This is a genomic window from Mycoplasmopsis felis ATCC 23391 (assembly GCF_000701865.1).
Taxonomy (GTDB): Bacteria; Bacillota_I; Bacilli_A; order Mycoplasmatales; family Metamycoplasmataceae; genus Mycoplasmopsis; species Mycoplasmopsis felis.
In genome coordinates this window covers 1-14,730 of the sequence record NZ_KL370829.1, presented here as the reverse complement: position 1 = coordinate 14,730, position 14,730 = coordinate 1, and the positions used below count along the sequence as shown (strand labels likewise).

Sequence of the window (14,730 nt, the reverse complement as noted above, 5' to 3'; positions counted from 1 at the left end):
TTCTGATATATATTTTGGATTATTCATTAATATTTCTTTGGTTGTTTGAAAAATATTTTTGTTCATAGAATATAGCTTCCTTTCTTGTAATATTGCTTGTTGTTTTTTTATAACTTTTAATACAATAATTTTAAATTTAAGAAAATATAAAAACCTATTGAGCAATTTTCAGTACAGTTTTTAAATTATTTTATATTAGAAATCATTTTTATAACTACCTGGTTAACTTTTTTAAAAAAAGTATTTTTATCATTTATATTATAATTTTTATCATATTTAGAAATAATTTTCAATAGATCATTTATGTTTTTTGCTCATAAAAATTATCAGACAATTCTCATTCTTCATTATTTTTAATTCCAATAACTCTTCATAATTTAATATGAAATAACACAATAAAAAAAATAATTCTTCAAAATTATCTCTATATTTTTATAATCTTTATTTGTTTTGTTTATAATTTAAACTTTCAGTAATTTTTATACTAAAACAAAATTAAGACTTTTTTCGTTAATAGAAATGATAGATTTATATAGTTCTTTACCCGAGACATTTAAGCAATTAAGTATTTCTTTTTGTTTTGCTGTTAATGAATTTTTTCTTACATATTTTCCTTTGATATTAGTAACTTCTATTTTTGATAATTCTCCTAAAATAGAAATAAAAGTTATAAATGTTTTACTTTCTAATACACCATCATTATATGAATAGTTATTATTAAAGTTAGTTTGAGTTTTTATTCATTTAAACATTTTTTCTATACTATATTTTTTTCTATATGCATTAATTATTTCCTTTGCATTTTTATTTATGTTTGAAATAATTGCATAAAAACCAGAATTTTGAATGTGCTTCTGAAATAATTCATTATTTGGCTTTACACTAATTAGTTTTCCTGATTCATCTTGTTCAATATCTAAATAATCTTGATAACTTTCAATAATATGAGGTTTAATTTTCTTTAATTGTTTAACTTGATTAACCATTTTAGTAAAGTATTTTGTATAATAAGAAACTCTTTCTGTTTCTTTTATAGGATTATGTATTAATACTATATTAAATTCTTTTGCATTATCAGTAAACACTTTGTCTTTAATTATAGTTGCAAATGTTTCATTATCATCTATCAACATATTAATATTATGTTTTAAAATGTCTTTGTTTGCATCTAAAACTTTTTGTAAATTCTTATTTCATAACTTTGCCATCATAATGAATTTAAAGTTTTTTTGTTCTAAAAAAGAGATGTTTTTGGATGAAAAATAACCTCTATCCATTACTAATGTTTATTCTTTAATACCTAATTGTTTTGCTTTTTCAACTAAAATTTCACATTGATCTATATCCATTATAAAACCAGAATAAATATCATAATAAAGTGGGAATCCATTATTTTGATCTGTAATTAAACCAATATTTATAATAGGTTCATTGTTTTTATTTTTTGAATAACCATATTTTGCTTTTTCGATATTTTGTGATGTAGAACTGATATTTGTAGAATCAACATTTATATAACATTCTTTGATATTTTCACCATTTAATTTTTTATAAGTTTTATATTATTCTGATTGAAATTTATATATTTTTTCTGAGGTTAATTGACTGTTTAAAAGATTAGAAATATAAGATTCTGAATAGATTTTTTCTAAGCCTGCATAATTCTTGAATAATGAATATTTAAAACCTTTTATGGTGTTATTCGCATCACTTAAATAATAATTAACTAATGCTTTAATTAAATCAGTTTTATTACCAAAAACATCTTTTAAAATTTTGTTTATTCCAATTTTTTCTAAAATTAATTCAGAAGTAGAATGTAAACCAAAAGACACAGAATTACTAAATTCTTGTGTAGATACTATTTCTTCAACCTTGCCTGCTTTAAAATAAATAAATAAAGTAATTTAAGTTTGGAAACATATATGTTTCATTGTCATCCATAGAAACTTTTTTACAACTGTAACTTAGTTTCTTTGTAGTATTTTTTACTTTTTATATATTCTCTTTTAACTACAACTTGAACATATCAAGCATTCTTTCTTTTACTAATTTTTGCTCCATCAGGAATTAAAACTTTTTTAAATTTTTCAATCATTTTATCCCTTTTTGATTAGTATAATAACTATACTAAAATAATCCAAAAAACTAAGAAATAATTAAATTTTAAAAAATACCAGTTTTTTATCAAAAACAGGTATTAGTATAAAACACTGAAAGTTTAATTTTATATATTTCGTTTTAGTTCTTTTACTTTATTAGTTTCTTCCCAAGGTAAAGAAATATCAGTTCTACCAAAATGCCCAAAATATGCTGTTTTAGAAAATATAGGACGTCTTAATCCTAGTGCTTCAATAATTCCTTTAGGTGTTAAATCAAAGGTTTTTAAAATTGCTTGTTCGATTTTTTCTTTTTCAACTGTTTCAGTTCCAAAGGTTTCAACCATTATTGAAACAGGTTTTGCTATTCCTATTGAATAAGCAATTTGAATTTCTACTTTACTTGCTAAACCCGCTGCAACAACATTTTTAGCTACTCATCTTGCTGCGTATGCTGCAGATCTATCTACTTTAGTAGCATCTTTCCCAGAAAATGCTCCACCACCATGTCTTGAATATCCACCATAAGTATCTACTATTATTTTTCGACCTGTTAAACCTGTATCACCAATAGGTCCACCTATAGTAAATAAACCAGTAGGATTTATAAGAATTTGATTTGGTTTAGATAAATTAAATTTAGATAATACAGGAAAAATAATATTTTCTTTTATGTAGTTTTTAAATTCAACTTCATCATATTTAGGAGAATGTTGAATACTTAAAAGAACTGTGTCAACTTTTGTTTGATTAGGATCAGTATAATCTAAAGTTACTTGAGATTTCATATCTGCTTTTGCTCATTTAAACAAATCTTTAACTCTTAGATCTTCGGCTACTCTTAATAGTTCATGAGCTATTGTAATTCCTAAAGGCATAAGTTCAGGGGTTTCATTAGTTGCAAAACCAAACATTAATCCTTGGTCTCCTGCACCAATATCATCACCTAATTCAACTCCTTTTGCTATATCAAGACTTTGGTGTCTGATATCAGTGCGAAAACTTGTTTGAGTTGTATAATAACCTAAATCCTTTAGAATGTTTTTAGCAATTTCTATAACATCTATGTCTGCATTAGATTTAACCTCTCCTGCAATAAAAATATTATGACCAGATGCCATTGTTTCAATAGCTACTTTTGATTGTGGATCTAACATTAAAAAAGCATCCAAAATGGCATCTGAAATTTGATCACACAATTTATCTGGGTGACCCCTTCCTACTGATTCACTTGTAAATAATTTTTTCATAAAATATCCTCTCAATTTAGTAAATAGAGGCATAAAGAAGATAATAGCATGTTAAGCAAATGCTCCTGACTATCCACCGTATTTTATAACCGGTTGGCTATGGTTATCGTTGTCAAACTACCATACTCTTTATGCTTTATCCATAATGCTTTTGCATATGGTTAAAAAATTATAGCATAAAACAGTTTATGAGTGCTTATTTTATGTAAATTTTAATATTTAGTTTATTAATAGTTATTTTAATAAATAAAAATATATAAATATTATGTTTCAACAAAAAGACAAAAGGGACTGTGGATTATATGTATTTAAGTTCTTTTTATACAAATATTTTAATGAAGATATCGATATAAATACATTAAAAAGAAATATTGAGTATGAAAAAGGAGGAATCAGTTTATTTAAATTAATTAAATTATATAAAGAAAATAATTTTGATACACAAACATTTAATTGTTCTAATGAAGAATTACTTAAAATTAATAATGATGAATTTCCTTTAGCAGTAATTATAAATAGAAATAATTTAAAACATATGGTATTAATAGATAAAATAAAAGATAATAATGTTTATTATTTTGATCCTGAGCATGGAACAGAGTTGAAAATAGAAACAGAAAAATTTTTAGAAAATTTTGATAATTTAATTTTAAAGTTAAGTAAAATTCAAATAGAATACAAATTAAAACAGGATAATACACTTGTCTTCAGTAAACATAAATTTGTTATTTCATTTAAATTAATATTTTTATATTTATTACAGTTCATTACATCTTTTATTCCTGCTTTATTTTCTAAGTATGTTTTACAAATACTTATTCCGGAAAAACTTAAAAATGAGTTTTTTATTATTTCAATGTTCTTTTTGATAATATTTATAATTTGTTTATTAATACAAGTATTTATAATTAGGATTTTTGAAAACAAATTATTAAATTCTTACATTAACAAAACAAATTGAATATTAATCAGTTGAGTTGATGAAAACATCAAAATTATTAATAATTTATCTGATATAGAAATTAAGAATAGATTAAATAGTGTTTACCAAATTATTAATTATCAAAATACATTTATAGCAAAAACATTTATAAATATATTTTCCTTAGTAATTTCTTTTTTAATTATATTTTTTATTAATAAAAAGTTAATTTTTGTAGTTTTGATTTTCTCTTTTATTGCTTTAGTGTTTAGTTTGTTTTTTTTAACTTGATATAAGAAGAATAAAAACAAATTATTTCATATATCAATGAATTATGATTCTAATTTAAGTGATTGGGTAAATATACTTAAATCTAATTATGAAAATTCATTTATGAATAAAAATAAGAAAGAAATTATTACTAATCAAAACAAATTAATTCAAGCATCTTCTTTTTTTAATATAAATTTATCTTTATTTAATGAATTTGAATCTTTTTTAGATTTTATATTTCCTTTTTTAATACTTGTATATGGTGCGATATTAGTTTGAAATAAATCATTAAATGTATATGATTTATTATTTTTCATAACAGCATCTAATTTATTTTTAAAACCATTAAAATCAGTTCCAGAAATGATAAAAGAACATAAAGATTATGTTGTTAATCTAGAACTTTTAAATTTATTTAAATCACAAAGAAAATCAGAAGAAATTATAAATTGAAATGAAGAAATTAAAAAAATTCAATTATCCTATGTTTCCTTTTCGTATAGTGAAAATCAAAATTTCAAAGTGATAAACATACCAAGATTGATTTTAGAAGATAAGATTATATTAACAGGGAAAAACGGGTCAGGTAAAACAACATTATGTAATTTATTAACAGGGAAATACTTAAATGATTTTGGAGAAATTCTAATCAATGACAAAGTTGTAAAAATATTTAATCAAAATCAAATTAAAGACAGAATATACTATATTGGAGATAAAAAAGAAAATTTAAATATGACTTGTTTAGAATATTTAATGATACAAGATAAGCTAAATTTTAAAAATACACTAAATAAGTTTGGTTTAATAGAAATAATGAAGGAACTGAATTTAAATAATTTAAACGAAATAAAAATTAATCAACTTTCTTCTGGTCAATTACAATTTATTAAACTTTTAAGGATCTTGCTATTAGATTATGACTTCATTATTTTTGATGAAGCATTTGAGTCATTATCAATTAATATATATAATAAATTAATTTCGATTTTTCAAAACATTTTAAAAGATAAATTAGTCCTGGAAATAAGTCATAATCAAAAGTATATTTTTAAAAACTCAAAAGTTATAAATATTGAAGCATTATAAAATACATACACTAGAATATATTATTCTTTGTTTATTGATTTTATTACTTTTATTATTCTCTTATTTAATATTAACTATTAATTATAGCTATCAAAAAGATGTAATAATAAAAATAGACAATCATAATTTATATTTAAAAAATATACTTTTTAAAGAATTAAATTTAAATAAATATGAAATTAAAATACTTTTTAATGACGAAGTTTTATTTTATAACATAGAAATAGTGGATGTAGATACCGATGGAAATATATTAATTAAAAACAAAGAGTTACTTAATTTATTTAAAGAAAGTAATTGAGAAATATATACTTCTAAAATAATCTTAAGTAACCAAAAAAATTATGAAGTCATTTTTGATTTCATAATTAAAATATTGCAATTTAAATAGTTAATTTTTAAATAAGATTAATTTAATATAATTTAATTATGTTCAATTATGATATAGAAATAAATATTTCAAATAACCTAAAAAGTACAATAATTTTTCTTGATGAAATGAAACAAATATTACAAAATTTTGCTCGTTTTTTTAAAATTTCTAAAAACAAAAAAATTATTTTAGATGTTAGTTTTGTTTCAAAAAATAAAATAAAAGAACTAAATAAAGAGTATAGAAACAAAGATTATGTAACTGATATTTTGTCATTTGATTTTGGTGATAAATCTTTATATGATGAACTTCCAATTTATTTTCTTGGTGAATTAGTTATTTGTTGGGATAAAATAAAAAAGCAAGCAAAAGAATTTAATCATTCAATAAAAAGAGAATTTTGTTATTTATTTACACATGGTTTAGTTCACTTACAAGGTTATGATCATGAAATAGAACAAGAAAAAAAAGAAATGGATAACATAGTTGATGCTATATTCAATCCATTGAAAATCACTAGAGGAGAATAAATGCAAATAGATATTCAAAAATTAAGAGACTTATTAAAATATTCATATTGTCCTTATTCTAAATTCAAAGTAGCAGCAATTGTAATTGATGAAAATGACAAAGAATTCATTGGAGTTAATGTAGAAAATGCTGCATATCCATCAGGATTATGTGCTGAAAGAAGTGCTTTATTTGGTTCAGTTGCTCACAGAGCAAAAGTAGGTACTTTTAAAGAAATCCATATTATTTCATCATCAGAAGATATTATTAGTCCTTGTGCAGGTTGCAGACAAGTAATGACTGAATTTATGCCTGATGATGCTTTAATATATCAATATTCAAATGATGGAAAAAAGGTAAGAATTAATAAGGTAATTGAAATGGTACCTTTTCCTATTCACTCACATAATATTAAATAATGAAAATATGTTTTGCTAGTATATTAGGTAGACCTAATGTAGGAAAAAGTAGTTTACTTAATTCAATAATCGGATACAATGTAGCAATTGTTACAGACACAGCACAAACTACCAGAGATCAAATAACTGGAATTTATACTGATGATACTCATCAAATTATTTTCACTGATACACCAGGAATTCACAAACCAGAAAACCAATTAGGGGAAACCTTAAACAAAAATGCTTATGATTCTATTAAAGATATAGATGTTTTATTATTTCTAACTCCAATTGATGAAAAAATTGGACCAGGAGATAAAATGATTTTAGATAAAATATCTAAAATAGAAAACAAAATAGCAGTTATTTCAAAGATAGATAAAGCAAAAGGTAAACCTGAATTAGTATCTCAAAAAATAAACCAATTAACTTCATATAACTTTAAGCATATAATTTCAACTGATATAAAGAATCTAAATTCAATAGAAAATCTTATAAACTTAATTAAAGAATTTTCTTATGGAGGTCAATTACAATATGATCCTGAATATTTAACTGATAAATCAATGAGATTTATTGCTAAAGAAATCATTAGAGAATCAGCAATTAATTTGTTATATGATGAATTACCTCACTCAATAGCGATAGAAATAACAGAATTTAACGAAGCAGATCCTGAACGTATTTTTATTGATGCCATTATATATGTGAAAAAAGATTCTCAAAAAGGTATGGTTATAGGTAAAAAAGCAGAAAAAATTAAAAAAATAGGCACTAACGCTAGACTTAAAATAATGCAACAGTTTGGAACCCCAATTAATTTATCATTAAAAGTGAAAGTGGCTAAAAAGTGAAATGATAATGTAGAGTTATTATCTAAATTTGGTTATAAATAATTAAAAATATATCTGATAAAATAGATATATTTTTAATTTGCAGAATAAATAAACATTAAAATAGCAATACTTATAAACAAAACAGTTAAAAACAAAGGAATATTGTATTTCATTCTTTCTCATCCAGGTAAATATAAACCAGAATTTTCATAGGTGATACCTTTTAATCTTGGATTATCTTTTTTGTATTCTTCTAATTGTTTTTCTTTATAATTTCTCATTTTTTGTAATGATAGTTTATAGAAATATAACAAAATTAATGATGCAACTATTAATAAAATCCCTACTACTAAATATACTCATTTAGGTTGATTTTGACCTTGAGTGCTTGATGAATTATTCTCCATGAATACAGTTAATAAGTTTGATACAACATAGTTCATAATTTTATTTTAACATATCAATTATCTTTTAAATAAATTATTTTGTTTTTTATAATCGTAGAATTCAACTGTTTCTATTAATTTTTTAATAGAAGGAGCATCATCAAAAGGCTTTACTTCTTGAGCATTTATTCATAAAATAATTAAATAATAAACAAGAATTTTTTGTTGAATTAAATATTCTTCTCAGTATGTTTCATATCTATTCAAAAAGATATTTTCTTGTTCTTGTGATAAAAAAGAACCTGTTATAAAGTATGCTAAATCAAAGTGTTTATCACCCATTGATGCATATTCTCAATCAATAAAATATATTTTGTTATTTTTATCTTTTAAAATATTTGCTGTATATAAATCATTATGTAAAGGTCTATTGTTTTGACTTTTAGATAAAATCAGATTAATTCTCTTATAATATTGATTCAAAACAGGAATATTAATGTTTTTTTCTTTTAATATTTTTCTATATTCTTTTACCCTTGCTGAATGATTAGTCTTAGGAAAAACTAAATTACTATCATGTAATTTTTTAAAATTGTCAGCTATTTGAAATAATTCATCTTCATTGAATTTTAATTCCTGACTTTCAATAAATTCTCATTTAGATAAAGTTTCTGAATTTTCAATCAGTTTAGGAACAAAATCTAATTCACTTAGAATTCCATAATCTAATTTATGATTAAATTTATTGGTTTTTTTGTATTGAATGAATGTATTATTATCTTTATAAGATTCATTAGTAAAACCTATTTTAATTCTTTTCATATAACTCCTTGATTTGATTATTATAATTCAATAAATAAATTGTATAATATAAAAATATGAATTCAACTAATACTAAAAAAAATATATGGAATCAAAGAATTATACCTGCAATAATTATTGTTGTTTTTTTAATTTGTTCAGTTGTATTGCTTAGATTTTCTTTTTATTGAAGTTTTGAATTGCTAAAAACAAATATTTCATTGTTTTGAATTGCAAGGTCTTTATCAATCATTTTTGTTTTATTATTTAGTTTTTGAATATTTTTTGAAATATCAAAGGCTTATTTAAAAAATAACTTTTTTTCTGTATTGCAAAGCTTTTTTTTATTAAGCTTATTTTTTGTTAATCAAAGATTCTTATTTAGTGTTCTTTTGGTACAAGAAAACGGAATAAATAATCATATAACTAATATATTTTGAAAAGATTGAGAGTTTTTCTTAACTTTATTTTTAAATTCAATCATTTGTATGTTATTTAGAGTTTATATCATAAAAAATATTAATTGATTACAATTATTATTAAAGACTTTTACATTTTTTATCAGTTTACTTATTTTATCAACATTCATTAAAGCTTTTGTTTATTTAAATACAATTGATTCAGGTATAGAATATATAGTTCTATTTATTTTAATAGCTTCAAGTAGTGATATTGGAGGTTATTTTGGAGGAATGTTTTTTGGAAACAAATTCTTTACAAAAAAAATGGCTCCTATGATAAGTCCTAATAAAACATGGGAAGGTGCATTTGTTGGTTATTTATCTTCTTTGATTGTTTCTTTATTATTCATTTATGTATATTACGGAATAGGTCAGAATTACAGTATTACACATGATATAGGAAGCATTATAAATAATTTTACGAGTCATTCATTTGGATTGATTTTATTATTAAGCATTGCCCCACTTTTATCCATAACAGGTGATTTATATTTTTCTTTTATTAAGAGAAAACTAGAAATTAAAGATTATTCAAATATTTTAAGAGGCCATGGAGGAATAATAGATAGAGTAGATAGCATATCATTTGTCTTTTTTGCTTGGACTTTTATTTCTTTAATAATATAAAAGAGGTTTTATGAGTTATTATAAAGATAAGAGTTTTGCAAACTTCGCATATGAATTAAACATAGGGAATATGGATGCATTTCATGATGCTTATATTGTTTATATGAAAGAAATTAAAAATAATGATTCAGATAAAATAATAGAAGTTGAAGTATGCATTCAAACTGCACCTTTATTTAAAGATTTTAACAGATTAAAAAAAGCAATAAAATTTAAGAAGAATTATAGAGTTTATTTCCAAATAAAAGACTATGTAATTGATTTACCGATGTTTAAAGATTATATATTAAACATTATTAGGATTAAAAAAGAAAAATCAAATAAGTGAATTAATTTATTTGATTTTTTGAATAAAAATCCATTAAATTTATATGCAAAACACGAAACTCAAGAGTGATTTATTACTTATAGCGATTTAAATTTGCAAGATGAAATCTTAGAAGCAACAGAAGTTATTACTAGAAATATGCATAAAATGGGTTTTTTAAGATTTAAATTACTTTCAGAGTATCAAGAACAAAGAAGAGTTCCGATACAAGAAGAAAATTGAAATAAAATTTATCAAGAATTAAAAAACAAAGAAGAAAAAATAGAAATTCCACAACCGAAAAACTTTAAATCAAAAAGTAAAACTTATTCTAAAATCAATTTGTACCAAATTAATAATTTAAATAAAAATCAAGAATATCACTATATTTCTTTTGATGGATATATTTATAAAAAAGAAATATCAGAAAACACAAATAATAATACTATAATTTATAGATTTGGTATTACAGACTTAAAAGAAGCAATACAAACTGTTTTATATTTAAATAAAGATGAACCACTTAATGAAGATTTAGAAATTGATGATTATATAAATGTATCTGGTAGGTTAAGATTTACTTCGTTTAATGGTGAAATAAAAGGTTCACTAACTATAGATTCAATTCAAAAATTAGAAAATCCTATTGTAAAAAGAACGGACGAAAATGACTTAAAAAGAATTGAATTAAATATAAAGTCAAAAATGAATGCTTTAGATAGTATTTTTAATGTTGCAGATATTATTAAAACTGCAAAGGATTTTGGACATAAAGCAGTAGGTATTTTAGATAGTAATAGTGTGCAATCTTTTCCGGAGTTTTATAGTTTAGCGAAAAAACATAACATCAAACCAATTTATGGTTCTGTTTTTGATTTTATTCATCAAAATAATCGCATTATACTTAATAAAGATTTTGATAAATCAAAAAATCTATTTCACTCAGAATATGTTGTATTTGACATTGAAACAACTTCGCTTTCACCCAAGTTGGGAGAAATAATTGAATTTGGAGCGACTGTGATTAGTAAAGGTCAAAAAATTAATTCTTATCAATTTTTTATTAAATCTAAAGAAAAACTATCTGAGTTTACTCAAAAACTTACAAATATAACACAAGATATGCTTGATAAAGATGGTTTGGAACTAATAGATGGTTTAACCAAGATATATGATATTTTAAATAATAAAATTGCAGTAGCTCATAATGCTAATTTTGATATGCATTTCATTATCCAAAAATTCTTAGAAAATAATATGAAATTACCTAAAACTGTTTTTTTAGATTCACTAATGATTTCTAGAATTTTATTTTCAGAAAAAAATAAACACTCACTAGGTGATTTTTGTAAATATTTAGATGTTTCATATGATTCTGATGTAGCTCACCGTGCAGATTATGATGCTGAAGTTTTATCAAAAGCATTTCATAAATCCATTATTATGTTTAATAATGCTGGTATACAAAATTTTGATCAATTATATAATTTCTTACCTAATCCAGAATTATTTTATAAAAGAGCTAGATCGATCAATAATCAATATTCAATAATAGCTCTAAATCAAAATGGATTGAAGGAATTATTTGAATTAGTTTCTCTAACACTAACAAAAAGAATGTTCGGTAGTCCTAAACTTTTTTATGAAGATATCAAGAAAACTAATAATATTTTAATAGGTTCTAGCGGATTAAAAGGAAATTTACTAGATGCATTGTTTTATTCATCTGATTTAGGAATACAACAAGCACTTGAAAAATGTGATTACGTTGAAATTCCACATATAGATGCATTAAAACATTATTACACTAAAAGTGAATTTACAAAAGAACAAGTTCAAAAATTAATTAAAGAACTAATTGATTTATCTATTAAAAATAACAAAATAGTTATTGGTATTTCAGATGCAAGATATAAAAATAAAGAAGACCAAATTTTTTATAAATCATTAGTTTATACAAAAGGATTAGGTGGAAGTAGACATTTTTTATTAAGAACAAAAAACTCTGAAGCAGAAAAACAAAATAATGAAGATGAAACAGAGAAAGATAAAGTTAAAAAACTTGATTTAACAGTTATACCTGATTTATATTATTTAAATACTCAAGAAATGCTAGAAGGTTTTGAATATATAGAAAACGATAAATTAATACAAGATATTGTTATAAATAATACAAATAAAATAGTTGATATGGTTCAGGATGATATAGTAGTAATTAAAGACAAGCTATATACTCCTAATTTTGACCAATCAAAAACAAAACTAAAAAAATTAGTTTATGAAACAGCATTTCAAAAATATGGAGAAAAATTACCTGAAATCATAGAACAAAGAATAAAAAAAGAATTAGATCCTATATTAAAATATGATTTTGATGTTATTTATTGAATTTCACATATATTAGTAAAAAAATCACTTGACAATGGTTATTTAGTGGGAAGTAGAGGTAGTGTAGGTTCTTCGCTAGTAGCATCATTAGCAGGAATAACAGAGGTAAATCCCCTTCCTCCTCATTATATTTGTAGCAATTGTAAGTTTTTTGAATTAGTGAAAAATCCGCCAACAACTTCTGGATTTGATTTAGATGATAAAAATTGTCCGAATTGTAATATGATAATGGATAAAGATGGTAATTCAATACCTTTTGAAACTTTTTTAGGGTTTAATGCAGATAAGGTTCCTGATATAGATTTAAATTTTTCTGGTGAATATCAAAAAATAATTCATGATGAAATTAAAAGAATTTTTGGTAGTGATCATACTTTTAGAGCTGGAACAATATCAACAGTTAAAAGTAAAACTGGTTTTGGATATATAAAAAAAATGTGCGAAGAGTTTAATTTTAATTATTCTAATGATTTTATTGATTTTCTTTCAACAAAACTAGAGGATGTTAAAAGAACAACAGGACAACACCCTGGAGGGATAATTATTATTCCTCAAAATTTTTCTGTAGAAGATTTTTCTCCTGTTAACTTTCCTGCAGACGATAAAGATTTAGATTGACAGACTACTCACTTTGATTATCGGGCTATTCATGATAATGTTATTAAATTTGATATCTTAGGACATATTGATCCAACTGCTATTAAAATGTTAGAAAATTTTACAGGTTTAAATGTAAAAAAAGACATACCAAAAAAAGACCCTAGAGTAATGTCACTATTTTCTTCTACTAAAGAACTGAATATATCACCTGAACAAATAGGTAATGAAAAAACAGGTGCATTAGGTATTCCTGAATTTGGGACTGCATTTGTTAGAAAAATGTTAGAAGAAGCAGAACCCCAAAGTTTTGCAGATTTAATTTCTTTATCTGGTTTATCACATGGAACTGATGTATGAAAAGGGAATGCTCAAGAATTAATAAAAGAAAAAGGGATGAAACTAAATGAAGTAATTTCATGTAGAGATGATATTATGAATTATTTAATCCATTTAGATGTAGATCCTTTATATTCATTTAATATTATGGAAAAAGTTCGTAAGGGAAAAGGTTTAACTACAGAAGAAGAAGAATTCTTAAGAAGTAAAAAGGTCCCAGAATGAGCAATAAAAAGTATGAAATTAATTAAATATATGTTTCCTAAAGCACACGCTACAGCATATGTTTTGATGGCCTGAAGAATTGCTTGATTTAAATTATATAAACCTTTAGAATATTATGCAACATTCTTTAGTACAAGAGTAGAAGAGTTTGATTTAGAGATTATGGTAAATGATAAATATTGTCATAAAATAAATCAAAAACTAAATGAATTAAATAAATTAAAAAATCCTAAAGCAAATGAAAAAGATTTAATAACTTGTTTAGAAGTAGCAAGGGAATTGTATGCAAGAGGTTTTAAAATTTCAAATATTACTCTTGAAAAATCATTAGCTAAAGATTGAATCATTGATAAAGAAAATAATTCCTTAATCCCTCCTTTTACCTCAATTAAAAATTTAGGTATTTCTGCTGCAGAAAAACTAATTTTAGCAAGACAAGAAAGACCTTTTAGATCTAAAGAAGATTTTAAAGGTAGAAGTGGAATAAATCAAACTTTATATAATAAACTGAAAGAAATGGGAATTTTAAATAACTTAACAGATACAGATCAAATGACATTATTTTAAAAATTGACTTATTGTCAATTTTTTTATATGGAAATATTCCAGAAAATAATGTTATTTAATAAAAAATAATTGTTTTTTAATAAAATTACTCTCATTTAATAAAATAAAGATGGGAAAATTAAAAAGGAATAAGAAAATCAGATTTAAAAATGGATTAAATATGTAATTTTAAGTAATTTTATATTTCCCTGAGTTTCCCACTTATTTATTAAAAAAATACTTAAACACCTACAATATAGATGTTTAAGTATTTTTTGTTAATTATTTATTTACAATTTT

General features: G+C 22.8%; 13 protein-coding genes. 7 read left to right on the top strand and 6 right to left on the bottom strand.

From position 1 onward, the window contains the following. Positions 1-479 precede the first annotated feature (479 nt). The 4 genes from T405_RS03615 to metK form a co-directional block, all read right to left on the bottom strand. A complete protein-coding gene (locus tag T405_RS03615) occupies positions 480-1,277 on the bottom strand; it encodes a transposase (RefSeq protein ID WP_036431403.1) in 798 nt (265 codons plus the stop codon). A gap of 285 nt (positions 1,278-1,562) precedes the next feature. Further along, positions 1,563-1,835 (bottom strand): hypothetical protein, encoded by a 273-nt coding sequence (locus tag T405_RS03610; protein WP_036431401.1) that lies wholly within the window; start codon positions 1,833-1,835, stop codon positions 1,563-1,565. Positions 1,836-1,954: 119 nt separating this feature from the next. Continuing rightward, the gene (locus tag T405_RS03920) at positions 1,955-2,098 is read right to left on the bottom strand and encodes a hypothetical protein (RefSeq protein WP_156951263.1); all 144 of its coding nucleotides are present in this window, start codon (positions 2,096-2,098) and stop codon (positions 1,955-1,957) included. A 129-nt stretch (positions 2,099-2,227) separates the two neighbouring features. After that, positions 2,228-3,349: a methionine adenosyltransferase gene (metK, locus tag T405_RS03605; RefSeq protein WP_036431399.1), complete on the bottom strand. Its 1,122-nt coding sequence runs from the start codon at positions 3,347-3,349 to the stop codon at positions 2,228-2,230. Positions 3,350-3,614: 265 nt separating this feature from the next. Here metK and T405_RS03600 point away from each other — a divergent pair, with 265 nt between their 5' ends. Genes T405_RS03600 through era form a run of 5 tightly spaced genes read left to right on the top strand, consistent with a single transcriptional unit; the run spans position 3,615 to position 7,813 of the window. Next, positions 3,615-5,633: an Mbov_0121 family peptidase domain-containing ABC transporter gene (locus T405_RS03600; protein ID WP_036431397.1), complete on the top strand. Its 2,019-nt coding sequence runs from the start codon at positions 3,615-3,617 to the stop codon at positions 5,631-5,633. Beyond that, positions 5,620-6,024 (top strand): MAG1140 family protein, encoded by a 405-nt coding sequence (locus T405_RS03595; protein WP_036431394.1) that lies wholly within the window; start codon positions 5,620-5,622, stop codon positions 6,022-6,024. Before T405_RS03600 ends, T405_RS03595 begins: the two co-directional genes overlap by 14 nt. 38 nt (positions 6,025-6,062) lie before the next feature. Then, positions 6,063-6,536, top strand: a complete 474-nt coding sequence (ybeY, locus tag T405_RS03590; protein ID WP_036431392.1) for an rRNA maturation RNase YbeY — start codon at positions 6,063-6,065, stop codon at positions 6,534-6,536. Then, positions 6,537-6,935: a cytidine deaminase gene (gene cdd / locus T405_RS03585; protein ID WP_198763730.1), complete on the top strand. Its 399-nt coding sequence runs from the start codon at positions 6,537-6,539 to the stop codon at positions 6,933-6,935. After that, positions 6,935-7,813, top strand: a complete 879-nt coding sequence (gene era / locus T405_RS03580; protein WP_036431390.1) for a GTPase Era — start codon at positions 6,935-6,937, stop codon at positions 7,811-7,813. Before cdd ends, era begins: the two co-directional genes overlap by 1 nt. A 32-nt stretch (positions 7,814-7,845) precedes the next feature. Here the strand turns inward: era and T405_RS03575 are convergent, their stop codons facing one another. Beyond that, complete coding sequence (locus tag T405_RS03575) at positions 7,846-8,196, bottom strand: hypothetical protein (protein ID WP_051619569.1); 351 nt, start codon at positions 8,194-8,196, stop codon at positions 7,846-7,848. Between the two features lie 21 nt (positions 8,197-8,217). Further along, complete coding sequence (locus tag T405_RS03570) at positions 8,218-8,961, bottom strand: phosphotransferase (RefSeq protein ID WP_036431387.1); 744 nt, start codon at positions 8,959-8,961, stop codon at positions 8,218-8,220. A gap of 56 nt (positions 8,962-9,017) precedes the next feature. Here T405_RS03570 and T405_RS03565 point away from each other — a divergent pair, with 56 nt between their 5' ends. Further along, positions 9,018-10,028, top strand: coding sequence for a phosphatidate cytidylyltransferase (locus T405_RS03565; protein WP_051619568.1), 1,011 nt, complete (start codon positions 9,018-9,020; stop codon positions 10,026-10,028). 10 nt (positions 10,029-10,038) lie between these two features. After that, positions 10,039-14,451 carry a PolC-type DNA polymerase III gene (locus tag T405_RS03560; protein WP_036431384.1) on the top strand — a complete coding sequence of 1,471 codons (4,413 nt, stop codon included), beginning with the start codon at positions 10,039-10,041 and terminating at the stop codon, positions 14,449-14,451. Positions 14,452-14,730 lie beyond the last annotated feature (279 nt).